The following is a 23,531-nucleotide window of genomic DNA, read 5'->3' as shown; positions in this document are numbered from 1 at the left end:
CGGTCCCGACGCCGGGCGCCGCCGCACCTCCACCCGGCCCCGCCGCCGGGCGATTCCCGCGCGGGTCCTTGACCTGGCAGTTACTTTCCGGCTATCCGTGTCCCCTTGGAAGTTTCCTTCATCCCCGCACGGCCGGAAGGAGCACCAGTGCACCACCGCGCCCCCGCCTCCGCTCCCACCCCCTCCCCCGTCCCCTCCCCTTCCCCCTCCCGCCGCACCCTCCTCGCGGTGACCGCCGCCGCCGCGGTCGCCGCCGTCACCGGGACGGGCGCCCCCGCCCAGGCCGCGCCCGAGCGGTACGACGACCGGCAGCTCCGGCGGATCGTCGACCGCATGTCCCTGGAGGAGAAGGTCGGCCAGCTCTTCGTGATGCGGGTGTACGGGCACTCCGCGACCGCCCCGGACCAGGCCGACGTCGACGCCAACCTCGCCGAGATCGGGGTCCGCACGGCCGCCGAGCTGATCGCGCGCTACCACGTCGGCGGGATCATCTACTTCTCCTGGGCCCACAACACCCGCGACCCGCAGCAGATCGCCGACCTCTCCAACGGCATCCAGCGGGCGGCCCTCGCCCGGCCCAACCCGGTCCCGGTGCTCATCTCCACCGACCAGGAGCACGGCATCGTCTGCCGGGTCGGCGAGCCCGCCACCCTGCTGCCCGGCGCGATGGCCCTCGGCGCCGGCCGCTCGCACGCCGACGCCCGCCGGGCCGCCCGGATCGCGGGCGCCGAACTCGCCGCGCTCGGCATCCGCCAGAACTACGCCCCGGTCGCCGACGTCAACGTCAACCCGGCCAACCCGGTCATCGGCGTCCGCTCCTTCGGCTCCGACCCGCGCGCGGTCGCCGGCCTGGTCACCGCCCAGGTGGAGGGGTACCGGCGGGCCGGGGTCGCGGCCACCTCCAAGCACTTCCCGGGCCACGGCGACACCGCCGTGGACAGCCACTACGGCCTGCCGACGATCACCCACACCCGGGAGCAGTGGGAGGAGCTGGACGCCCCGCCGTTCCGGGCCGCGATCGCCGCCGGGATCGACTCGATCATGACCGCGCACATCGTGGTCCCGGCCCTCGACCCCAGCGAGGACCCGGCGACCCTCTCCCGGCCCATCCTCACCGGCATCCTGCGCGAACGGCTCGGCTACGACGGCGTGGTGGTCACCGACGCGCTCGGCATGGAGGGCGTGCGCACCAAGTACGGCGACGAGCGCGTCCCGGTCCTCGCGCTCCGGGCCGGCGTGGACCAGCTCCTCAACCCGCCGAAGCTCGACGTCGCCTGGAACGCGGTCCTGAAGGCCGTCCGCGACGGCGAGCTGACGGAGGCCCGGCTCGACGAATCGATCCTGCGCGTCCTGCGGCTGAAGGCGAAGCTGGGCCTGTTCCGGCAGGCGTACGTGACCCGGGCGGGCGTCGAGCGGGTGGTCGGCTCGGAGGCCCACCTCGCGCAGGCCGACCGGATCGCCGAGGGGACCACGACCCTGCTCCTCGACGAGGGCGGGTTCCTGCCCCTGCGCCCCTCCCGCCACCGCTCGGTCCTGGTCGTCGGCGCCGACCCCGCCTCCCCGTCCGGCACCACCGGCCCGCCCACCGCCACCCTGGCGACGGCCCTGCGGGAGCTGGGGTTCGGCGCGACGGCGCTCTCCACCGGGACCGCCCCGACGGCCGCGAGGATCGAGGAGGCGGTGGCCGCCGCGGCCGGCAGGGACGTGGTGGTCGTCGGCACGTACAACGTCACCGCGACCAGCACCCAGCGCACCCTGGTGGCGCGGCTCGCGGCGACCGGGGTGCCCGTGGTGACGATCGCGATCCGCAACCCGTACGACGTCGCGCACCTGACGGGCCAGCGGGCGACCCTCGCCGCGTACTCCTGGACCGACGTCGAACTCCGGGCCGCCGTCCGGGTCCTGGCCGGGCGGGCGGAGCCCCGGGGCCGGCTCCCGGTCCCGGTGCAGAGCGCCGACGACCCGGACCGGGTGCTGTACCCGGTCGGGTACGGCCTCTCGTACCGCTGACGGACGCGGAGAGGGGGCGCGCCCGCCCGGACGCGCCCCCTCCCGCTTCGCCGCGGACTACGGCCGCAGGCCGTGCTCCCGCGTCGCCTCCTCGTCGACCGCCCGGTCCAGGCGGGCGTCGAAGCGGGCCAGCGGCTGCGCCGCCCGCTCGGCCGGGGCGGGGACGCCCGCCCAGGCGAGGATGCGGGCGGTGGCCTTCGTGCGCTCGGCCTCGACCAGGCCCTCCACGTTCGCGCCGTGGTTGGCGCCCGGGGCCACGTACACGTAGCTGTCGCGCGCGCCCCTGCCCAGGCGGAACTTCTCGGAGCCCCACGGGTCGTTGCCGCCGTAGACGAACAGCATGTGGTTCGCGTTGTTGCGGACCCAGCCGTCCACGTCCTTCATGGCCCGCGGGTCGAACTTCATCGGGATCTCGCGGGGCACGAAGTTGCGGGCGGGCTGGTAGCCGTAGCGGCTGAGGCCCTTGAGGTGCGGCTGCTTGATGGAGGGCGAGCCGAGCTGGGTCGCCGCCTGGTAGTAGTACGGCGTGTAGGTCTCCAGGCCCTGGTCGGTGTAGGCGGACCAGCCGGAGTAGGCGTCGATCGTGTCGTACACCTCGTCGTCGGTCGCCGTCTTCGCGACCGGGATCTGGTCGCAGACGTCCTGGCCGTAGTACTGCCAGAAGCCCCACACGAAGTCGAGGACGACGGCCTCGAAGGCCTTGTCGAGCGTGCCGACCGTGTTGAAGGTGGCGCCCTCGGCCTCGGCCCACGCCTTGTACTTGGCCTCCAGGGGCCCGCGCCGCAGGAGCGCCTCGCGCTGGAGGTCGTTCAGGCGGTCGCGGCACTCCTTGGTCCCGACGGTGGCGAAGAAGCGGTCGTAGGCCGAGTCCTCGTCGTTCACCACGTCGTTCGGGGCGACGTAGGCGACGACGCCGTCCATGTCGCGCGGGTAGAAGCGCTCGTAGTAGGTGGCGGTCATGCCGCCCTTGGAGGCGCCGGTGGAGAGCCACTTCTTGCCGTAGATCCTCTTCAGGGCGGCGAAGATCCGGTGCTGGTCGCTGGCGGCCTGCCAGATGTCCAGCTTCGACCAGTCGGCCGGCTGCGGCCGGGACGGGGTGAAGAAGCGGTACTCCATGGAGATCTGGTTGCCGTCGACGATCCGGGTCGGCTCGGCCCGGCTCGGCGTGGTGCTCAGGTTGTATCCGCTGGTGCGGAAGACGGTGGGGCGGTCCGTGTCCTTGTGCAGGACGGAGATCCGCTGCTGGAACGTGCCCTTCCACGGGCGCGCGTGGTCGATCGGCTGTTCGTAGTTCAGGACGAAGAAGCGGTAGCCGGCGTAGGGCTTCTCCTCGATCAGGGTCATTCCCGGGATCGCCAGGAGACGGTCCTTGATGTCCTCGGCGGCGGCCTTGTCGGCGCCCTTGCCGGCGGTCTCGCCCCGCGAGTCGGCGACGGACGCGCTGTCGGTGTCCGTGTCCGCGGCGGTGGCCACGCCGGTCGAGCCCACGGTGCCTATGAGCACCGAGAGCGACAGCAGCAGCCTGAGCGACGTGCGCATGCACCCTCCCCATGATTCACAACGGTGTCGTGAACCTAGCGGGGGCAACGTGTGGACCGCCAGACCCAGTTGGTCCTTACCCTTGGACTTTCCTGTGCGTCAGCACAGGATCCGGCCCGTCAGCACGGAATCCGACCGGTCAGCACAGGATCCAGCCGGTGGACGTCCCCTTCCCGGCCACCGCGCCCGACGCCCGGACGCAGCGGTGGAGGGCGTGGACGGTGAGGGGCCCGGCCTGGCGGTCGAACCTGCCGGTCCTGACGGCGGGCCGGCCGCCGCGCGGCTGGAGGGAGACGGACATGGTCCTGCGGCCCGCCGGGCCCTTGGCGACGGTGACGGCGCAGACGTACTGCCGGGTCCGGTAGAGGCGCAGCTCACCGGTGGAGAAGGCGATCGTCCGGGCGGGCCGCCCCCGGCAGACGGAGACGGCGTCGGCGGTCCCGGCGCCCGGCCCGCCGGGGAAGGGCAGCAGGAGCAGCGCGAGGGCGGTGAGGAACGGTACGAGGACACGGGCGAAGGCCCGCCGACCGCCCCGGGCGGTCGTCGTGTCGTCCGTGGCCATGCGGGTCCCCTCCCGGGTGATGCGCCGTACGGGTGTACGGGTCTACGACGCGCCGGGGCCCCGAACGGTTGCCTCCGCCCTCCCTCAGGCCTCGACCCGCGCCGGCTCCGCCTCCCCGATGAAGGTGCTCCACAGCTTCGCGTAGTGGCCGCCCCGGGCGAGCAGCTCGTCGTGGGTGCCGTCCTCCGCGACCCGCCCGTGGTCCATGACCACCACCCGGTCGGCGCGGGCGGCCGTGGTCAGGCGGTGGGCGACGACGAGGGTGGTGCGGCGGCCCGCGATCCGGTCGGTGGCCTGGTTGACCTGGGCCTCGGTGGCCAGGTCCAGGGCCGCCGTCGCCTCGTCCAGGAGCAGGACGTCCGGGTCGACGAGTTCGGCGCGGGCCAGGGCGATGAGCTGGCGCTGCCCGGCGGAGAGGTTCCGGCCGCGCTCGGCCACCTCGTGCAGGTAGCCCCCGTCGAGCGTGGCGATCATGTCGTGCGCGCCGACCGCGCGGGCCGCCGCCTCCACCTCGGCGTCGGTCGCCTCGGGCCGCCCGTAGGCGATGGCGTCGCGGACCGTCCCGGCGAAGAGGTACGCCTCCTGGGGGACGACCCCGAGCCGGTGCCGGTACGCGGTGAGGTCGAGGTCCCGCAGGTCGGTGCCGTCGGCGGTGACCCGGCCGCCCGTGGGGTCGTAGAACCGCGCGACCAGCTTGACCAGGGTGGACTTCCCGGCGCCGGTCTCGCCGACGAAGGCGACGGTCTGCCCGGCGGGGATCCGCAGGTCGACCCCGCTGAGCGCTTCCTCCTCGCCCCCGTACGCGAAGGACACGTCCTCGAAGGCGATCTCGCCGCGCAGCGAGAGCACGTCCAGGGGCGCGTCGGCGGCGGCCGTCGACGTGGGCTCCCGGAGCAGCTCCTGCATCCGCTTCAGGGAGACGGCGGCCTGCTGGTAGCCGTCGAAGACCTGCGAGAGCTGCTGCACGGGCGCGAAGAACAGGTCGATGTAGAGGAGGTAGGCGACGAGGGCGCCGGTGGTGAGCGTCCCGGCCTCGATGCGGTTGGCGCCGACGACCATGACGGCCGCGGCGGCGGCCGAGGAGAGCAGCGTGACGAACGGGAAGTAGATCGAGATCAGCCACTGGCCCCGGACGCGGGCCTGCCGGTAGGAGTCGCTGCGCTCCGCGAACCGCTCGGCGCCGGAGCGCTCGCGGCGGAAGGCCTGCACGATCCGCAGCCCGGCCACCGACTCCTGGAGGTCGGCGTTGACGACGCTGATCCGCTCGCGCGCCAGCTCGTACGCCTTCACACTGGAGCGCCGGAAGTAGTACGTGGCCACCGCGAGGACCGGCAGGGTCGCGAAGACCACCAGGGCGAGCTGGAGGTCGAGCACGAGCAGCGCGACCATGATCCCGAAGAAGGTCACGACGGAGACGAAGGCGGTGACCAGGCCCGTCTGGAGGAAGGTGGACAGGGCGTCCACGTCCGTGGTCATCCGGGTCATGATCCGGCCGGTCAGCTCGCGCTCGTAGTAGTCCAGGCCGAGCCGCTGGAGCTGGGAGAAGATCTTCAGGCGCAGGGCGTAGAGGACCCGCTCGCCGGTGCGGCCGGTCATCCGGGTCTCGGCGGTCTGCGCGACCCACTGCACGAGCACGGTGACCAGGGCGAGCGCGGAGGCCGCCCAGACGGCGCCGATCGCGAGCCGGTTCACGCCCTCGTCGATGCCGTGCCGGATCAGGACGGGCAGCAGGAGGCCGGTGCCGGCGTCGAGGGCGACCAGGCCGAGGCTGATGAGCAGGGGGATCCCGAAGCCCCGGAGCAGCCGGCGCAGGCCGTAGGAGTCCTCGGGTGCCACGGCCCGGGCCTCGTCGACGTCGGGGACGTCGGTGGCGGGCGGCAGGGCCGCGACGGCGGCGAGCAGCTCGGGGGTGGCCCCGGGCACGGGGCTCTCCCGGCCCGCGTCCCCGTCCCGCACCCACAGGGCGGGGGTGATGCCCCGCTCGGCGTCGAACTCGGCGTCCAGCTCGTCCCGCAGCGCGCGGTCGTCCTCGGCGGGCCCGGCCGGGGGCAGGCGGCCGGGCGAGACGGCGCCCAGCTCCTCGGGGTCGGTGAGCAGGCGCCGGAAGAGCGGGGAGCGCTCCTCCAGCTCCTCCTGGGTGCCGATGTCGGCGAGGCGCCCGCCGTCGAGGACGGCGATGCGGTCGGCGAGGTTGAGGGTGGAGCGGCGGTGGGCGATGAGCAGGGTCGTACGGCCCGCCATCACCGACTTCAGGGCCTCGTGGATCTCGTGCTCGACGCGGGCGTCCACGGCGGAGGTGGCGTCGTCGAGGAGGAGCAGCCGGGGGTCGGCCAGGATCGCGCGGGCGAGCGCGACGCGCTGGCGCTGGCCGCCGGAGAGGGTCAGTCCGTGCTCGCCGACCTTGGTGCCGTACCCCTCGGGCAGCTCGGCGATGAACCGGTCGGCCCGGGCGGCGCGGGCGGCGGCCTCGACCTGCTCGTCGGTGGCGTCGGGCACGCCGTACGCGATGTTGGCGCGGACCGTGTCGGAGAAGAGGAAGGAGTCCTCGGGGACGAGGCCGACGGCGGCGCGCAGCGAGTCGAGGGTCAGCTCGCGCACGTCGTGGCCGCCGACGAGGACGGCGCCCCGGGAGACGTCGTAGAAGCGGGGCAGGAGCAGCGAGACGGTCGACTTGCCGGAGCCGGAGGCGCCGACGACGGCGACGGTCTCGCCGGGCCGGATCTCCAGGGAGAACCCGTCGAGCACGGGCCGCCCGTCCTCGTAGCCGAAGCTCACGTCGTCGAACTCGACGGTCGCGGGCGCGTCGGCCGGCAGCTCCTTGGTGCCGTCCTTCACGACCGGCTCGGTGTCGACGAGGTCGAGGACGCGCTCGACGCCGGCGCGGGCCTGCTGGCCGACGGTGAGGACCATGGCGAGCATGCGGACCGGGCCGACGAGGGAGGCCAGGTAGGAGGAGAAGGCGACGAAGGTGCCGAGGGTGATCTGCCCCCGGTAGGCGAGCCAGCCGCCGAGGGCGAGGACGGCGACCTGCCCGAGGGCGGGCACGGCCTGGAGGGCGGGGGTGTACCTGGCGTTGAGCCGGACCGTCCGCAGCCGGCCGGCGAAGAGCTTCCGCCCTGCCTCGCGGATCTTTCCGGTCTCCTGGTCCTCCTGGCCGAAGCCCTTGACGACCCGGACGCCGGACACGGCCCCGTCGACGACCCCGGCGACCAGGGCGGCCTGCTGCTGGGCGTGCCAGGTGGCGGGGTGGAGGCGGGTGCGGCTGCGCCGGGCGATGTACCAGAGGGCGGGGGCGACGGCGAGGGCGACGAGGGTCAGCGGCGGGGAGAGCCACGCCATGACGCCCAGCGAGATCAGGAAGAGCAGGACGTTCCCGACGGTCATCGGGAGCATGAAGAGCAGGCCCTGGATGAGCTGGAGGTCGCTGGTGGCCCGCCCGACGACCTGCCCGGTGGACAGCTCGTCCTGCCGCCGCCCGTCGAGCCGGGTGATCGTGCCGTACATGTCGGTGCGCAGGTCGTGCTGCACGTCGAGCGCCAGGCGTCCGCCGTAGTAGCGGCGGACGTAGGTGAGGGCGTAGACGAGGACGGCGGCCCCGATCAGGAGCCCGGTCCAGGTGGCGAGGTCCCGGGTCTTCGTCCCGATGACGTCGTCGATGATCACCTTGGTGAAGAGCGGCACGAGGGCGAGGACCCCCATCCCGAGGAGGGACGACCCGAGCGCCAGGAGCGTGTTGGCCTTGTACCGCCAGGCGTACCCGGCGAGCCTGCGCGCCCAGCTCTGTTGTTTCTCCCCGACCGCCACGTGTGACCTCCCGTACGTCCTGCTCTACCGGAAGGCCCAACGCGGCCGACGTGCGATTTCATCCCGCCGCAACAAAGATCCGACCGCGGACGGAGGGGGACTCGGTCCCTGGTCCCGGGCCGTCCGGGTGAACGGGTCGCGGCGGCGCGGGATGGGTAGGGAAGCCCGGAGCCGCCGTACCGGCGGCGTCGTGGACGGACCGGAGGGGGACCGCGTGGGACGGGTCGAGGACGGCAGGCCGTACGGGTGGGGGCGGCTGCACGCGGCGTTGCAGGTCCTGGAGGGACTGGCGGAGGGGCGGACAGTCCTCGGGGCGGCCTCGGCGGTGAAGGAGACGACGGACACCCCCCGGAACAACTTCAGGCGGCTCCTGGCGAAGGCGGGGGACCATCTGCTCCTCGCCCGGGAGAGGGGCGGCGCCCACGCCGGGGCCGCCGCGGTGGTCTTCGGGGACATAGCGAGGCTGGTGGCCCCGGAGCGGATGCGCGGCAGCAACCTGACCCCCCGGGAGATCGGCGAGTTCCGGCAGGGGTACGAGCACCAGATCGGGCTCTACCGCGAGAAGTGGGGCGCGCTGGTGCCCTGAGGCGGGACGGCGGGGTGCCGGGGCGTCAGCAGGAGCAGCCGCTCGCGAAGTACGCGAAGAGGAGGACGCAGCCGGCGGTGACGACGGCGGCGCTCGCCAGGCGTCCCTTGCGGTGCCGCTCGGAGCCCCGGAACATCTCCCAGAGGCCGTACCCCGTGAAGAGGGCGAAGAGCCCGCCCCCGGCGCCGGTCAGGACGGGGCTCACGCTCCAGCCCCACACGGCGAGGACCGCCAGGCCGATGAGAAGCGCACACGCCAGGGCCTGCACCACCACCTCGCCCACGGCCTCGACGATCTCCTCCGCCGTTCCCTTCAGGAACCCCACGACCCTTCCCGCCACGACTCCCCCTCGCGCACCCGTCACGGACCGTCGGCGGGAAGGACCCGCGCGGAGCCGGAAGGGTTGCCCCGGGGCCCGTCCTACAGGTGCGTCGGCTCGAACATCCTCAGGAGGGCCGGGAGGACGACCACCGAGGGGCCGGGGGTGGCGAGGGACTTCGCGAGGTCGGCGGCCAGGGTGTCGGGGGTGGTGAGGACGCCGGGGACGCCGAAGGACTCGGCGAGGGCGACGAAGTCCGGGCGGGTCAGCTCGGTGCCGGTGGCCTCGCCGTACGCGTCCGTCATGTACTCCCGCAGGATGCCGTAGCCCCCGTCGTCCACGATCAGCCACGTCACGTCGAGCCCGTACTGCTTCGCCGTGGCCAGCTCCGCGAGCGAGTACATCGCGCCGCCGTCGCCGGAGACCGCCAGGACCGGCCGGGAGGGGTCCGCGACGGCCGCGCCGAGGGCGGAGGGGAAGGCGTAGCCGAGGCCGCCGGCGCCCTGGGCGGAGTGCATGGTGTTCGGGTGCCGGGCGTCGAAGGCCGACCACGCCCAGTACGCGAGGATCGTCATGTCCCAGAAGCTCGGCGCCCGGGCCGGGAGCGCCTCGCGCACGGCGGCGACGACCCGCCGCTCCAGGTCGAGGTCCTGGGCGTCGATCCGGTCCCGGACCCGGCCGAGGACCGCCGCGACCCGCTCGGGGGCGGTCGGGTCGGTGCGCTCCCCGACCGTCTCCAGGATCGCCTGGAGCGCGAGCCGGGCGTCGGCGTGGATGCCGAGCGCCGGGTGGTTGGACTCCAGCTTCCCCGCGTCCGCCTCGATCTGGACGACCCGGCCGCGCGGGGCGAAGGTGTGGTAGTTCGAGGACAGCTCGCCGAGCCCGGAGCCGACGACGAGGAGGACGTCGGCGTCCTCCAGGAAGTCGGTGGTGTGCCGGTCCTCCAGCCAGGACTGGAGGGACAGCGGGTGCTTCCAGGGGAAGGCGCCCTTGCCGCCGAAGGTGGTGACCACGGGCGCGTCGATCCGCTCGGCCAGGGCCCGCAGCTTTCCGGACGCGTCGGAGCGGACGACCCCGCCGCCCGCGATGATCACCGGCCGCTCGGCGCCCGCGAGGAGGTGGGCGGCCACCGCCGTCAGCTCGGGGCGCGGGACGACGTCCTCGGGGGTGGCGTCCATCGCGGTGACCACCGGCAGCGTCGTCTCCGCCGTGAGCACGTCCTGCGGGATCTCCACCCAGACGGGCCCGTGCGGGGCGGTGAGCGCCGACTCCCAGGCGGCGGCGATCGCGGAGGGGATCTGGGACGGCGTGCGGGCCGTGTGGACGGACTTCACCACGTCCCGGAAGGAGGCCTGCTGGTCGCGCAGCTCGTGCAGGTGGCCGTGCCGGCCGCCGCCGAGTCCGGCCGCCGGGACCTGGCTGGCGATCGCGACGACCGGCGCCGAGGCGGCGGCCGCCTCCTGGAGCGCGGCGAGCGACAGGAGCGCGCCGGGCCCGGTGGAGAGCAGCAGCGGCGCCGCCTCGCCGGTGATCCGGCCGTACGCGTCGGCGGCGAAGCCCGCGTTGTTCTCGACGCGCAGGCCCACGTACCGCAGCGGGGAGCGGCGCAGCGCGTCGAACATCCCGAGCGCGTGCTGCCCGGGGAGGCCGAAGACGGTGGTCGCGCCGAGCCCGGAGAGGGTCTCGACGACGAGGTCCCCGCCGGTCCGCCCCGGGGGCGGGTTCAGGGCCGCCTCGATCTGGGCGGGCGTGGGGCGCAGGACCAGGTCGTGGTCGTGGGTCATGGCGGGTCCCTCGGGGCGGTGGCGGGGCGGGGCGGGTGCGGCCGGGAGCGGCCGCACCCGGCGGTCACCAGTGTCGCGCGGAGCCGTCGCTCACTTCGCCGCGCGGCCCGCCGCGATCTGGCGGGACATGATCGTCGTCAGCTCGTACGCCGTGTGGGAGGCGGCGACGGCGGTGATCTCGGCGTGGTCGTAGGCCGGGGCGACCTCGACGACGTCGGCGGAGACCAGGTTGCAGGAGGACAGGCCGCGCAGGATCTCCAGGAGCTCGCGGGAGGTCATGCCGCCCGCCTCGGGAGTGCCGGTGCCGGGCGCGTGGGCCGGGTCGAGGCAGTCGATGTCGATGGAGATGTAGAGCGGGCGGTTCCCGATGCGCTGGCGGAGCTGGTCGGCGACCTCGTCGGCGCCGCGCCGGTAGACGTCGGCGGAGGTGACGATGCCGAAGCCCATCTTCTCGTCGTCGGTCAGGTCCTGCTTGCCGTACAGCGGGCCGCGGGTGCCGACGTGCGACAGCGCCTCGGTGTCGAGGATGCCCTCCTCGACGGCCCGGCGGAACGGGGTGCCGTGGGTGTACTCGGCGCCGAAGTACGTGTCCCAGGTGTCGAGGTGCGCGTCGAAGTGGAGCAGGGCGACCGGGCCGTGCTTCTTGGCGACCGAGCGGAGCAGCGGCAGCGCGATGGTGTGGTCGCCGCCGAGGGTCATCATGCGGGCGCCGGTGCCGAGGAGTTCGTCGGCGGCGGCCTCGACGGTCTCGACGGCCTCGTTGATGTTGAACGGGTTGGCGGCGATGTCACCGGCGTCCGCGACCTGCGCGAGGGCGAACGGGGAGGCGTCCTGCGCCGGGTTGTACGGGCGGAGCAGGCGGGAGGCCTCGCGGATGGCGTTGCCGCCGAAGCGGGCGCCGGGCCGGTAGGAGACGCCGCTGTCGAAGGGGACGCCGACCACGGCGACGTCGGCGGTGCCGACCTCGTCGAGCCGCGGCAGCCGGGCGAACGTCGCGGGACCGGCGTACCGCGGGACGCGGGACGAGTCGATCGGGCCGCGGAAGGCGTTCTGGTCGCTGCTGCTCATGGTCGGGTCCTCCGGGGGGCGAGGGGTTTTCCGGCGTGGTTCTCCGGCTTGGTTCTCCGGCACGACGGTAGGCGCCGGAAAAGCACCACAGAAGTGTACGTTCCCTCCACTCCGCGAGCCGATGATGTACGAAGGGTCCATGACGACGCGCCCCGCGCCCCCCGCCTCCACTCCCCCGGCCCCGCCGGTCTCGCTCGCCGCGCTGCTCGCCCGCCGGGACCTGGGCCTGCGGCTGCTCGCCGGGCCCGGGGACGCCTCCCTGCACTGGGTGCACACCTCGGAGATGGCCGACCCGTACCCGTACCTGCTCGGCGGCGAGCTCCTGATGACGGCGGGCGTGCAGCTCGCCGATCCGGCGCGGTACGTGGAGCGGGTGGTGGAGGCGGGGGCGGCGGCGCTCGCCTTCGGGGTGACGCCGGTGTACGACACGGTCCCGGCGGCCCTGGTCGAGGCCTGCGCGCGCCGGGGCCTCCCGCTCCTCGAAGTGCCGCCGCGGACCCCGTTCACGGCGGTGGCGCGGGCCGTGTGGCGGCTGATGGCGGAGGCCCGGCTGCACGAGCTGCGCCGGGTGACGGAGGCCCAGCAGTCCCTGGCGACGGCGGCGGCGCGCCCGGCCCCGGTCCCGGCGGTCCTCGGCGCGCTCGCCGCCCGGCTCGGCGGCCGGGCGGTCCTCCTCGCCCCGGACGGCACGGAGTCGGCGTCGGCCGGCCGCGAGGTCCCGCCGGAGGCGTCCCGGGCCCTGCGGGAGCTGGCGGGGGTCCTGGGCCCGCGCCCCGGCGGCCCGGCGTCGGCGGGCAGCGAGGGCGGAGGTCCACGCCCCGGCGGCCCGGCCTCGGCGAGCGGGGAGAGCGGCGGCCTGCGCCTGGCGGCGTACGTCCTCGGGGGCGGCGAGGGCCTGACCCTGGGGGTGGCGACGGACCGGCGGGACCCCGGCGACCACACGATCGCGGGCGTCGCGGTGGTCCTGCTCTCGCTCCTGACGGCCCCGCACCGGGGCGCGGACGCGGCGGCCCGGGACGGGGCCCTGGTCCGGCTGCTCCTGGGCGCCTCCCCGGCGGAGGCGGCGGCCGCCCTGGACCCGGGCCCGTGGACGGTGGTCCACGCGCGGGGCGGCGACGGCACCCCGTTCGCGACGGCGGACCTGGCGGCGTCGCTGGGGACGGCGCTGGTGGAGACGGAGGGAGCCACCGGCACCGGGGAGACGGACGGGACGGCAGCCCCGGGAAAGGCCCTTGGGGAGGCAGGAGCGGCCCGTGTCTCCGGGGCGGCCCCCGCCTCCGTACGACTCCTTCTGCCCGCATCTTCCGCCGTCACCGCCCGATCCGGCTGGTTTCTCGGCGTCTCCGCCCCGGCCGGGGCCGGAGACCTCCCCGCCGCCGACCGACAGGCGGCCCGGGCCCTGCGCCGCGCGGAGGCCACCCGGTCACCGCTCGTGCGCCACCGACCGGGCGGCCTCGCGTCCCTCGTGGACCCCGACGAGGCCGCCGCCCACGCCCGGACCCTCCTCGCCCCACTGAACGAACCGCTCAGGGAGACCCTCCGCGCCTGGCTCTCCCTCCACGGCAGTTGGGACCGGACGGCGGTGGCCCTGGACGTCCACCGCAACACGGTCCGCCAGCGCATCACCCGCTGCGCGGCGCTCCTCGACCGGGACCTGGACGATCCGGACGTACGGATGGAGCTGTGGTTCGCGCTGCGTGTTCCATGACCTGACCTGGCGCACGGTCTCCGGTCACGCGATGTCGCCCATCCACATGCGCCGCCCGAGTTCGTCCAGCTCGGCCCGCCTCTCCTCGTACTCGGGCAGGGCCCGTCCGAGGAGTCGCCAGAAGTCCGACCCGTGTCCGGCCACCCGCACGTGGGCGAGCTCGTGGGCGATCACGTAGTCGACGAGGTGCATGGGCAGCTGGAACAGCGGCCACCCCAGACGCATGCGACCGACTCCGCCCTCGTCTCCTGGCGGAAGGTAGCTGCCCCAGCGACCACCGAGGTCCGCCACGTCCAGCATCGGCTCGGCGACCCCCATCCGCGCCGCCCACGGCTGGATGCGCCCACCGGCCCACTCGCGGCCGACCCGGCAGTACCAGCCGACGAGCGCCGACCGGCCTCGGGCCGGGTCGCCGGCCTGTGCGGCACTGAGGACCAGGCGTCCGGCGACGAGCCGCACGGTGCCGTCGTCCGGTTGGTCGGCGTCGACGGTCAGCCGATAGGTGCGTCCCAGGTACCGGAACACCTCCCCTTCGGCGAGCCGCTTGGACGGAGTCAACGGGCGTGTACGTTCGCGCAGCGCCTGCTTGCCCACCAGCCAGGACCGGTGTGCCCGGACGAAGTCCGCCGCGTCGGCCGCGGGACGCCCTTGCGGTGCGTGCAGGGTGACCTCGGCGTCCAGTTCCACGGTGAGCGCGAACCGCTTGCGCCGGGGGCTGACGCGTACGGCCAGCACGAGGCCGTCGACGGCTAGCCGGTCGCCCTCAGTGAGGGCGACCGGTGAGGCGGAGTCGACGGTGGAGGCGGTCACTCCACCTATTGTCCTCGCAGCCTCTTCAGGAATTTTTCCCGGTTGTCGTTGGCGTGCGCCGCGAGTCCCTGAGCGAGCGCGTTGAACGGACCCCATCCCGAACCGCCCGGCAGTATCCCGTGGTCGAGAAGCGTGGTCTCGATCTTGCCGGCGAGAAGATGGACGTCCTGATCCTGCTCCTGGTAGGACGCCTTGGCCATGGTTCGGGACGCCGTCTCGCACACCGCTCGGGTTGCGTCCCGCAGGTCCGCCACCTTGCTCGTGTCGATGGCCGGGTTCTCCACCGCGTCCTTGTCCAGAAGGCGGTACACCACCTGCTCCAGCGGAGTGAGTCCCGCCAGCCTCGGATCCTCCTCGGCTTCCCGGCGCACCTGCTCGAAGAGCGGCCCGAACTCCTGGATCTGGTCCTCGAACCGGCCGGGCATCTCCCGCAGGATCTCCTCCAGCCGCTGCGAGAGTCTCACGTACTTCTCCGGGTCCTCCCGCTTCACCCGCTCCTCCAGGTGGAAGCGCAGGGCATGGCCCATCTCGGCCGCCGCCTCGCGCGCGGGCATGGCCCGCACCCTCTCGTCGAACAGCGGCGACGCCAGCGACACGGGGGCGATCACCTGGTCGATCTCCGGGCCTTCCAGGTGCTCGGCGACCAGCGCGCGCACCTTGCGCCCGTACATGCGCATCGTGAAGGCGCCGCCCGCCGCGTCGCGGTAGAGGGTCCGGATCCGCTTCTGCAACAGCCCCCAGCGGCGGGCCTCGCCCACGTAGTCCAGGCCGCGCTCGTGCGGAAGGACCCGCTCCAGCGTGGCGAGGAACTCATGCAGGACCTGGTCGAAGCCCTGGCGGACGGTCTCGTCGTCGAAGGCCAGGGCGGCGGACCGCACGGCGGCGAAGTCGACGAGGTCGGCGTCGATGACACCGGCGTGGTCGCGGAGGTACCGGCGCACCTTCTCCGCCTCAGGTTTCAGGGCTTCGACCTCCACGGACATGCTGCGCATCGTGTCGGCGACGTCGGCCGCCTTGTAGTCGGCAAGTGCCTCGGTCAGATGCTCGAAGACTCCGTAGTAGTCGACGACGTACCCGATCTCCTTGCCCGGCATGGGCCGGTTCACCCGGGCCACCGCCTGGAGCAGTTCAGCGTCCCGGATCGGCCGGTCCAGGTAGAGCGCCTGCTCGCGCGGGGCGTCGAAGCCCGTGAGGAGCATGGACTTGACGATCAGGAAGGCGATGGGGCTCTCGGGGTGCACGGGGTCGGGCTCGGCGGCCGGCTTCCCGGCCTTGTCCATGCCCTCCTGCGACCACGGGTTGCCGCCGGTCTCCACCGGGGCCTGGCTCTCGTTCGCCGGGGCGTGGAAGGGCGTGGTGACGACCCAGTCGGGTTCCGACGGCAGCACGGGGAAGGCCTTGTGGAACCGCTCGATGTACGCGGCCTGCCGCGCCGAGTCCGTCCAGTGCAGCCACTCGCGCCGCTTGCGCTCGTCGCCGGGCGAGACGACCGGCACGAAGTCGATCCGCCGCAGCAGCGAACGGAACGGGTGCGCCTGGAAGAGGTACCGGGTTCGCCGGTCCATCTCCTCGATCGGCGTCCCGGCGAACGACTCCGGACGGAACTCGGCCAGCTCGGCCAGCAGGGCGTCCCGCGCCGCCCGCAGCGCGTGGTGGTACTCGACGGCCGCCTTCCGGCTCACCGCCGCGACCTGCGCCTTGAAGCCGCCGCCCGAGAGCACCGTGATCACCCAGTGCTCCAGCATGTCCTCGGCCTTGGCACGGATCATCGGCGTCGACTCGGCGACGTCCCTCTCCGTGGGCCACCGGTGGAGCAGCTCGCGCCGCTCCTCCTCGCTGCGGTCCTTGATGAGGTCCTCGAAGCGCCGGTCCAGGCCGTCCTGGTCGAAAACCGTGCCCTCGCCGGTGCGGCCCTCGTAGCGGATGCGGACGACCACGCCGTCGTGCTCGGCGTCCGCCATGCGGTACTCGTCCAGGAACCCCCGGTCGGGGCCGCCGCTGAAGATCCGGCGGGTGTCCTCGGCCTTGCCGGTCATGATGGGGGTGCCGGTGAAACCGATCTTCGCCGCGTTGGGGATCGCCTTGCGCAGGGCGGCGTGGAGCAAGCTGGTGTGGGACCGGTGCGCCTCGTCGACGAGGACGAGGATGTTGGGGCACGTGTTGCACTCGGGGAAGTTCGGCACCGGCGGCAGTTTCGCCGCGCGCCGCTCCCGCCGGGCCTTCTCCGCCTCGGCGTACTCGGCGGCGAAGTCCCTTTCGTCGCCGTCCTCCTCCGCCTCGCCGGCGAAGGTGAAGCCGCCGGCCCCGTACTTCTGGATCATCGCGAACACGACCCGCCGGCCGCCGTCCCGCAGCAGCCCCTCCATCTGGGCCGCGTTCCTGGCGGTCTCCACCTCGGACTCGCTCAGCCGCAGGGTGGCGGCGAGCTGTTCCTGCAACTGCGTCCGGTCGGTGACAACGACCACCATGAACTCGCTGAGCCGGTGGTGCAGATGCATCCGGCGCACGAGGAACGTCATGGTGAGGCTCTTGCCGGAGCCCTGGGTGTGCCAGATGACACCCCCGCGCTCGTCGTCGAGCACCGGTCCGCCGCGCGCCTTGCCCGTGAGCAGCTTGCGGACCGCCTTCTCGGCGGCCCGGTACTGCTGGTGCCGCGCGACGGCCTTGACCGTCCGGGCGCCGCCCGACTCGGTCGGGACGGTCATCGGGATGACGTAGTGCCGGACGATCCTGAGCAGCGCCGCCGGGCGCAGGACGACGCCCACCAGCTTGTGGCGCTCGTTGAGCTGGTCGACGCCGTCGGGAAGCTCGGCGATGAGCGCCGCCGGGTCCTCCGGCTCGACGCTCCGCCACGGGTGGAAGTGCTCCGGGGTGGAGGTGATCGTGCCGAGGTAGGCGGTCTCCGCCGTCGCGGCCACGAGCAGCTGCACCGTGCGGAAGAGTTCCGGGACTCCCGCGGGCAGCAGCCCGGCGGGGTCCCGCTCGTCGTCGGGGAGGGGCGATCCGGCGTAGTGCCGCAGATCGAGGACCGCGCTGCGGATCGGGTCGGCGAGGTCGGGGCTCTTGCACTCGACGGCGACGAGCGGAATGCCGTTCACGAAGAGGACGACGTCGAGGACCGACACGTCACCGGACCGGTTCCGTACACGGAGCTGGTCGACGACGGTGAACTCGTTCCGGTCGGCGCGTTCCTCGTGCCACTCGACGTACTGGACGGTGGCGGACGGCCCGCCGTGCGCGGAGGACGGTCCGGGGAGCAGTAGACCGCTGAGGAGAAGGTCGGTGGCGGCGAAATTGGCCTTGTCGACACCCTGGCCGAGGTGGCCGAGGGAGACCAAGGCGAGTTCGGAGATCGACCGCCTGATGTCTGTCAGGTCCATCCACGGCCGGTCGTCGTCGGCCCGGACGTTGATGCGGCGCAGCGCCTCGGTGAGCTGGTCTTCGAGGAACGGCGCGTCGACGTCGAGCGTGCCGACGTCCTTGCCGGGGAGGTGCGTCCAGCCCATCGCCCGCAGCTGCGCGACGGTCGGCCGCTCCACCTCGTCCCGCTCGGACTGCATCGTCGCCATTCCCCCACGCCTCTCGCCCGCCCACCACACCCGTGCAGGCGATCCATTCTGCGTGACGGGCTGGGGACGGGCGAGAGTTCAGGTCGCCGGGCGGTCCCGACTATTCGGGATGATCGACGCGAACCGCTTCCCCGACCAGACGGGCTCCTCGGCTCCGGGCGACGCGGTGGACCTCGCGCAGGGACTCCGACAGACGGGCGACGACGTAGCGGAGCTGCTCGGGCGTCGCCGACCGGTCACTCAGCAGGTCCTCGACGTGCCCGAGGAGGTCGGCGGCCATGCCGAGCTGCACGCTCTCGATGTTGTCGGCGACGCGGGAAACGTAGCCCTCCCCGTCACCAAGGAGATAACAGGGCTTCCCTTCGTCACCGGTCCAGGGGAGCAGCCGGGCGGCCTGCGTGGTGTGCCGGATCATGCCGCGACCTCCCTTCCGTGGATGACGCGGGGGCCGATGTCGACGCCGTGCACGGCGAACCAGAGCGCCCGGCGGCGGCCTCGCTGCCGCCGGGCCTCGGCCTCAGCCTGGCGGCGCTCGTGGGCGAGGAAGTAGGGCCGGACGAGGGGGCTGTCCTCTCCCCGGAGATACGGCTCGGGGATGGGAACGGGCCTGGGTCCGAGTTCAGACAGGGGGTGTACGGGGAGGGTGTGGGCGCGCGGCGGGCGGTGGCGTCCGGGTGGCGGAGGCCACAGGAGCCGCAGCAGCGGGTCGAGCATCCGGGCGATAGCGTGCAGCACGTCGTCAACTCCGATGTAGTTGAGGGCCACGCCCCCGGACCGTTCGCGTCGGTCGCGGGGGTCTCGCGTGTGCGGCTCCGCCGGGCTCGTCCGCCCGCCGGAACTGCACTCTGTAGCGATTCCCTCACAGCGTGAGACCGGCATGGCTACCCTGAACAGGGGGTTCGGCGTGACGCCGTGTTTGTCACAAGGGAGTTGACGATGACCAACGTGTACGGCGAGTGGCTGAAGGCGCAGCGCGGGGCGGCCGGCCTCACGCAGCAGGAGCTGGCCGACATCGCGATCATGACGCGCTCGCACATCGCCCACATCGAGGCGGGTCGCCGGATCCCGTCGACGGAGGACGCGCGGAGGCTGGACAGGGCGCTGGACACGGGGGATGTGTTGCAGAGCTTCCTGCCGAAGCAGGACGTAGCGGTCGCGGACTACTTCGCGGCGGCGCTGGAGCTTGAGCAGCAGGCGACGGTGATCCGCGAGTTCGCCTTGTCGTTCGTTCCGGGCATCCTCCAGACGGATAGGTACGCACGTGCGGTTCTGAGCACGTCGTACCCTCCTGTGAGTGAAGCGGAATGTGACAGGCTCGTCGTCACACGCCTCCAGCGCGCGAAGGTGCTGATGGATCCGGTAACACCGGTGGTGTGGGCGCTGATCGATGAGGCGGTGCTGCGGCGGGTCGTAGGCAGCAGGGAGATCATGGCGGAGCAGATCACGCACGTGGTCGACCTGGTGGAGTCGGGGCGCATCCGCGCCCACGTGCTGCCGTTCGGCGTCGGCGCGTACCAGCTGCTCCAGGGCATGCTGAGCCTGATGTGGTTCGAGGACCAGCCGCCCCTTGCGTACTCGGAAGGGAACAGCGTGGGCACGGTCCACGACTCACCCGCGCTGGTCACCCGACTCCAAGGTGCCTACGATCTTGCGCTGAGCGACGCGCTTCCGCTCCAGGAATCGCTCGCCCTACTGAAGGCAACGGCAAAGGGCTACGAAGATCGTGACTGACCACACCGTCCCCGATAGTTCCGCCCTGCACGGCTGGCGCAAGTCGTCACACAGTGGCCCCGAGGGCGGCAGCTGCGTCGAGGTCCTGGACGGCTACCCATCGGGCGTTCCGATCCGCGACTCAAAGAACCCCCACGGCCCCGTCCTTGTCTTCACTGCGGCTGGCTGGTCCTCTTTTATCACCACGTTCAAGACCGGACGGTAACCCCGTCCCCCACGAGCATCTTGTCCACCAGCGCCTGCTTCATCCGTCCCGTTTTAACCAGCTCGGCTGCCTCGCGAGCGATCACGGCGTCAAACCCATCGAGCACACGGCAGATCTCCCGCTGGACCTCCAAACCCGGAAAGGGTACAGGGAGAGTTCTCAGCTCAGACTTCGGCAGCTGGAACTGCCCGCTGGTACCCCGAAAACGGCCTACAATCCGCCGTCGAACCAACGGAGCCGTCAGCACTTCGCTCAGGTAACGTCCGGTGAAAACGTCCGCCTTCGGCGTCAGCCGAAAAACAAGATCCGACAACATGAGCCGAGGAGGGACGTTCTCGGCCACGCATACCGATCCGACGAGGTCCACGGAGCCGTTGACGCGTACCATCAGGATGTCTTCGTTTCGAATCTCATACTCCGGGCGTGATTTAATCCCATCAGGCAGTCTTTTCGTCTGCATTGAATTGAATTTCCCACTGGTCACCGCTCCAAGCCTGATAACGCCCCATTCACCAGCAGCCGGAATGGCCTCTGGCCCCACTGAAGCAACTCCGACCTCCAGCGAGACTAGGGCCTTCTCCAGCAGGATCTCCCGCCCAACAGCACCGAGGTACTGCTGAGCCGTGGCTTCCCGAGCCACCTGATGCTTCGCGATCGAGGCCTCGATCGCACGCTCCTGTGCCGCAACCTCGTCGATCACCTCGATGATCCGCCGCTGCTCAGACAGGGACCTCAGCGGGAAATACAGAGACCCGAACCGGTTTCCGCCAAGGTGCGAGATGCTGGTCTTCTCCGCAATGCTGGCGAAAACTCCCTGCGCCCGCCATCGCACGAACACCGCTTGCGCGTACTCTGGAAGAACCTCACCACCAGGACGGAACCTAATGAGCGTGTTCTGAAAACAGAACGTCCCCGGCTCACCCGTATAGATGGCACTCCTTCCCACCATTCGAAGGTTCTCCTGGCCTTCATTGAGAAGAATGTCCCCCGGACGTAGCCCGTATGCCTCACGCTCCGCCGACGAAAAGCCCATCGTCTTGACGTCAGACAGGTCGATCCGCCCCTCGTAGACGTTCGCGACTCTCAGGTAAGGATGTTGCTCCGCCGCCTCTCGGCTGCTCGGCGAAAGCTGCTTGCCCATACGGACCTCACCGGCCTCCCGTACGGGAACCCAGCGGATCTCGGCATCAGCCGACATAGCCCAGCTCCTTCAGGAACCCGTCCAGCGTCGCCGCCGCGCGCTCGCGCTCCGCGCGGATCTCCCGTAGCGAAACCGCGTACTTGTCCGCCCACACCCCGTACGCGTCGACCAACTCCCGCCGCCGTCGCACCACATGCCCCTCCAGCTTCCCCGCCAGATCGTCCCGCAGTAGTTCGAGCACCACCCGGCGCTCCCCCTCCGGGTCCTCCGCCAACCGCTGCCGCGCCGCAGTCAGCCTCGGCGGGTCCTCCGCCAGCTTGTCGGGGTCCGGCCACGGGGTGAACCAGAACTCCGCCTCTAGCTTCTTGACCCGCGCCGCCGCCTTCGTGCGCTCCTTCTTCACGTGCGCCAGCTCCGCCAGCTGCTCCACGCTCAGCTCGACCCGCTCCCGTGTGACAGCGTCCTCGTCACCTTCGGTCTCGCCGTCCTCCCCCGACTCCGACGGCTCCGCGTTGAGTTCCTTCCAGCGCGCGTCCAGCTCAGCCTTGCGGGCGTCCGCCTCCGCCAGTTCCGTCAGGAACTCGGGGACGATCGCCGCGACCACCTTGTGGTCGTACGCCTGGCGACGCTCCGCCGCCGTGCGCTTGCGCAGCTTTCGCGTCTTCGGGTCCTGCTCGGGCGCCAGCATCGTCTCGACGTTCTCGACCCAGCCGTCGAGGACTCCGGCGAAGCCGTTCTCCGAGAGGGCCAGCAGGTCGTACTTGGCCTCGTACCACCAGCCGGCCACCGCGCCCGCGAGCGCGTACCGGTCGAGCAGGCCGATCCCGCCGAGCCGCTTCACGAAGGACTCGATCAGCGAACCCCGTACGGCCATGAGCGCCGCCTTGCGCTCCGAGGCGGTCAGGCCGGCCAGGCGCTCGTCCGTGGCGGCGACGGCCTCCAGGTGGCGGGCCTCCTCGTCCCACCACTTGGCGAAGGCCGTCCGCAGGGCCTCCTCGCGGGGGCGCGCCAGCTCCGCCAGCCGGGTCGCGTCCGGGCGCTCGTCCTCCGGGAGGAAGTCGACGTACTCCGGGTCCACCGGGTCCCGCTCCGCGAACAGGTCCTCAAGGCGGATCCCGTACGCGTCGAGCAGCTCCCGCTTCGCGTCGACCTCGGCGCGCGGCATCCCGCCCGTCAGGTGGGCCCGCACGTCCTGCGGCTCCGGCGGGGGCGTGTTGTCGACGTACCGGCGGATGTTGAGGTTGTAATCGTTCTCCCGCAGCTCCTCGCGGTCGACCCACCGGGCGAAGCCGGGCACGTCCTCCCGCGCGCGGAACGTGGTGACGATCTTCTCCGCGTGCTCGGGGAGGAGGACGTTCTGCGCCCGCTCCGCGTGGTACTCGCGGTCCGCGTTGATGAAGAGGACCCGGTCCTCCCGGTCGCGGTCCTTCTTGCCGGGCGGGCGGAGGACCAGGATGCAGGCGGGGATGCCCGTGCCGTAGAAGAGGTTCGGGGCGAGTCCGATGACCGCCTCGATCGCGTCCTTCTCGATCAGCTCGGCTCGGATGTCCCGCTCGCCGCCGCCCCGGAACAGCACTCCGTGCGGCATGACCGTGATGACCATGCCGCCGGGCCCCTCCTGCTTGGTCATCCAGAGCATGTGCTGGAGGAACATCAGGTCGGCCTTGCCGCGCTCGCTCGTCGCGCCGTACTTCGCCCGCTCCGCCTTGTGCGGGTAGCTCTCGTACGAGTAGTCCATGGAGAACGGCGGATTGCTCAGCACTCCGTCGTAACGCTGGTCGTCCGACGTTGGGACGTGCGCCGGTTCCGACAGGGTGTCGCCGGTCCGCAGGTCGAAGCGGGTGTCGACTCCGTGCAGCACCATGTTCATCGTGGACATGATCCAGGAGCCACTGTTGGCGTCCTGGCCCGCGAAGAACATGTTCGTGGTGTCGCCGCCGTGCTCCTCCACGTACTCCTTGGCGTGGATCAGCATGCCGCCCGAGCCGACGCAGGGGTCGTAGATCCGCGTGCCGTCCTTGGGATCGAGCAACTCGACCATCATCCGGACCACGGCGCGCGGGGTGTAGAACTCGCCGCCCTTCCGGCCGGCGGAGTCGGCGAACTCCTTGATCAGGTACTCGTACGCGGCACCGATCAGGTCCGGGAACTCGAAGTCGTCCGTCCGCAGGCGCACCCGGCCGAAGTGGGCGATCAGCAGCCTCAGCCGCTGGTCGGCGAGCTTCGCCGCGCCGGCCGTGGCCCCCGCGCCGCCGATGCGGTTGAAGTCGAGCTGGTCGAAGAGGCCCTTGAGCTTGGCGTTCTGCCTTTCGAGGGCTTGGAGTGCGGGCCGCAGGAAATCCTCGTTGATGTTGTGGGTGGCGGACGAGATCCTGGCCCAGCGGGCCTCCTCCGGGACGAAGAGGACTTTGTCGAGGATGTAAGGGGTCGGCTTCTCCAGCCAGCCCTCCAGATGCTCCCCGGTCAGGCCCTTCGGAGCGTTCTCCTTGATCCGCTCGCGCGCCGCCTCGAACTCGTCGTTGGCCCGCTTCAGGAACAGCAGGCCGAAGATGTAGTCCTTGTACTCGGAGGCGTCCATCGTGCCGCGGAGGATGTCCGCGGCGGCGAAGAGATGCCGCTCCAACTGCGCGAGCGTGAGCTTGGCCACGTCACCGTCTTCCCTGCGAGCCGATACGACCAGGGAACCCTACGGTGA

The 23,531-nt window shown here is 72.1% G+C and carries 17 protein-coding genes; 5 read left to right on the top strand and 12 right to left on the bottom strand.

Annotated features, from left to right (window positions below; all coding sequences use genetic code 11):
* Window positions 1–147 precede the first annotated feature (147 nt).
* Window positions 148–2,010: a glycoside hydrolase family 3 protein gene (locus ACIP5O_RS04755; RefSeq protein WP_401288607.1), complete on the top strand. Its 1,863-nt coding sequence runs from the start codon at window positions 148–150 to the stop codon at window positions 2,008–2,010.
* A 57-nt stretch (window positions 2,011–2,067) separates the two neighbouring features.
* On the opposite strand, the gene ACIP5O_RS04750 is transcribed toward ACIP5O_RS04755, so the two are convergent.
* The 3 genes from ACIP5O_RS04750 to ACIP5O_RS04740 form a co-directional block, all read right to left on the bottom strand.
* On the bottom strand, window positions 2,068–3,549 hold the full coding sequence (locus tag ACIP5O_RS04750; protein WP_401288605.1) for an aminopeptidase: 1,482 nt from the start codon (window positions 3,547–3,549) through the stop codon (window positions 2,068–2,070).
* A 139-nt stretch (window positions 3,550–3,688) separates the two neighbouring features.
* The gene (locus ACIP5O_RS04745; RefSeq protein WP_401288603.1) at window positions 3,689–4,111 is read right to left on the bottom strand and encodes a hypothetical protein; all 423 of its coding nucleotides are present in this window, start codon (window positions 4,109–4,111) and stop codon (window positions 3,689–3,691) included.
* Between the two features lie 84 nt (window positions 4,112–4,195).
* Window positions 4,196–7,915: an ABC transporter ATP-binding protein gene (locus tag ACIP5O_RS04740; RefSeq protein ID WP_401288600.1), complete on the bottom strand. Its 3,720-nt coding sequence runs from the start codon at window positions 7,913–7,915 to the stop codon at window positions 4,196–4,198.
* A 214-nt stretch (window positions 7,916–8,129) separates the two neighbouring features.
* Here ACIP5O_RS04740 and ACIP5O_RS04735 point away from each other — a divergent pair, with 214 nt between their 5' ends.
* Complete coding sequence (locus ACIP5O_RS04735) at window positions 8,130–8,501, top strand: hypothetical protein (protein ID WP_401288598.1); 372 nt, start codon at window positions 8,130–8,132, stop codon at window positions 8,499–8,501.
* Window positions 8,502–8,526: 25 nt separating this feature from the next.
* Here the strand turns inward: ACIP5O_RS04735 and ACIP5O_RS04730 are convergent, their stop codons facing one another.
* The 3 genes from ACIP5O_RS04730 to speB form a co-directional block, all read right to left on the bottom strand.
* Window positions 8,527–8,826, bottom strand: a complete 300-nt coding sequence (locus tag ACIP5O_RS04730) for a lysine transporter LysE (RefSeq protein WP_401288595.1) — start codon at window positions 8,824–8,826, stop codon at window positions 8,527–8,529.
* Between the two features lie 95 nt (window positions 8,827–8,921).
* Complete coding sequence (locus tag ACIP5O_RS04725; RefSeq protein WP_401288593.1) at window positions 8,922–10,604, bottom strand: thiamine pyrophosphate-binding protein; 1,683 nt, start codon at window positions 10,602–10,604, stop codon at window positions 8,922–8,924.
* Between the two features lie 90 nt (window positions 10,605–10,694).
* Window positions 10,695–11,672, bottom strand: a complete 978-nt coding sequence (speB, locus tag ACIP5O_RS04720; protein WP_376231595.1) for an agmatinase — start codon at window positions 11,670–11,672, stop codon at window positions 10,695–10,697.
* A 139-nt stretch (window positions 11,673–11,811) separates the two neighbouring features.
* On the opposite strand from speB, the gene ACIP5O_RS04715 reads away from it, so the two are divergent.
* Entirely contained in the window at window positions 11,812–13,380 is a 1,569-nt protein-coding gene (locus ACIP5O_RS04715) for a PucR family transcriptional regulator ligand-binding domain-containing protein (RefSeq protein WP_401288590.1), read from the top strand.
* 24 nt (window positions 13,381–13,404) lie between these two features.
* On the opposite strand, the gene ACIP5O_RS04710 is transcribed toward ACIP5O_RS04715, so the two are convergent.
* The 4 genes from ACIP5O_RS04710 to ACIP5O_RS04695 all read right to left on the bottom strand — a co-directional run bounded on the left by ACIP5O_RS04710 (window position 13,405) and on the right by ACIP5O_RS04695 (window position 18,524).
* Window positions 13,405–14,190, bottom strand: coding sequence for a M48 family metallopeptidase (locus ACIP5O_RS04710; protein ID WP_401288587.1), 786 nt, complete (start codon window positions 14,188–14,190; stop codon window positions 13,405–13,407).
* A 5-nt stretch (window positions 14,191–14,195) separates the two neighbouring features.
* Window positions 14,196–17,759 carry a type I restriction endonuclease subunit R gene (locus ACIP5O_RS04705; RefSeq protein WP_401288585.1) on the bottom strand — a complete coding sequence of 1,188 codons (3,564 nt, stop codon included), beginning with the start codon at window positions 17,757–17,759 and terminating at the stop codon, window positions 14,196–14,198.
* A 100-nt stretch (window positions 17,760–17,859) separates the two neighbouring features.
* On the bottom strand, window positions 17,860–18,174 hold the full coding sequence (locus tag ACIP5O_RS04700; RefSeq protein ID WP_401288582.1) for a hypothetical protein: 315 nt from the start codon (window positions 18,172–18,174) through the stop codon (window positions 17,860–17,862).
* Window positions 18,171–18,524, bottom strand: coding sequence for a hypothetical protein (locus ACIP5O_RS04695; protein ID WP_401288580.1), 354 nt, complete (start codon window positions 18,522–18,524; stop codon window positions 18,171–18,173). The genes ACIP5O_RS04700 and ACIP5O_RS04695 overlap by 4 nt, the downstream gene beginning before the upstream one ends.
* A gap of 171 nt (window positions 18,525–18,695) precedes the next feature.
* On the opposite strand from ACIP5O_RS04695, the gene ACIP5O_RS04690 reads away from it, so the two are divergent.
* Both ACIP5O_RS04690 and ACIP5O_RS04685 read left to right on the top strand, forming a co-directional pair.
* A complete protein-coding gene (locus tag ACIP5O_RS04690) occupies window positions 18,696–19,490 on the top strand; it encodes a Scr1 family TA system antitoxin-like transcriptional regulator (RefSeq protein WP_401288577.1) in 795 nt (264 codons plus the stop codon).
* A complete protein-coding gene (locus ACIP5O_RS04685; RefSeq protein ID WP_401288575.1) occupies window positions 19,483–19,695 on the top strand; it encodes a DUF397 domain-containing protein in 213 nt (70 codons plus the stop codon). Before ACIP5O_RS04690 ends, ACIP5O_RS04685 begins: the two co-directional genes overlap by 8 nt.
* On the opposite strand, the gene ACIP5O_RS04680 is transcribed toward ACIP5O_RS04685, so the two are convergent.
* Together ACIP5O_RS04680 and ACIP5O_RS04675 are read right to left on the bottom strand one after the other, a co-directional pair.
* Window positions 19,679–20,893 carry a restriction endonuclease subunit S gene (locus ACIP5O_RS04680; protein ID WP_401288572.1) on the bottom strand — a complete coding sequence of 405 codons (1,215 nt, stop codon included), beginning with the start codon at window positions 20,891–20,893 and terminating at the stop codon, window positions 19,679–19,681. The genes ACIP5O_RS04685 and ACIP5O_RS04680 overlap by 17 nt on opposite strands.
* Window positions 20,883–23,483: an N-6 DNA methylase gene (locus ACIP5O_RS04675; RefSeq protein ID WP_401288570.1), complete on the bottom strand. Its 2,601-nt coding sequence runs from the start codon at window positions 23,481–23,483 to the stop codon at window positions 20,883–20,885. The genes ACIP5O_RS04680 and ACIP5O_RS04675 overlap by 11 nt, the downstream gene beginning before the upstream one ends.
* Window positions 23,484–23,531 lie beyond the last annotated feature (48 nt).

This window comes from Streptomyces sp. NPDC088915 (genome assembly GCF_044749825.1).
GTDB lineage: Bacteria > Actinomycetota > Actinomycetes > Streptomycetales > Streptomycetaceae > Streptomyces.
This window is presented reverse-complemented; position numbering and strand designations above follow the sequence as displayed.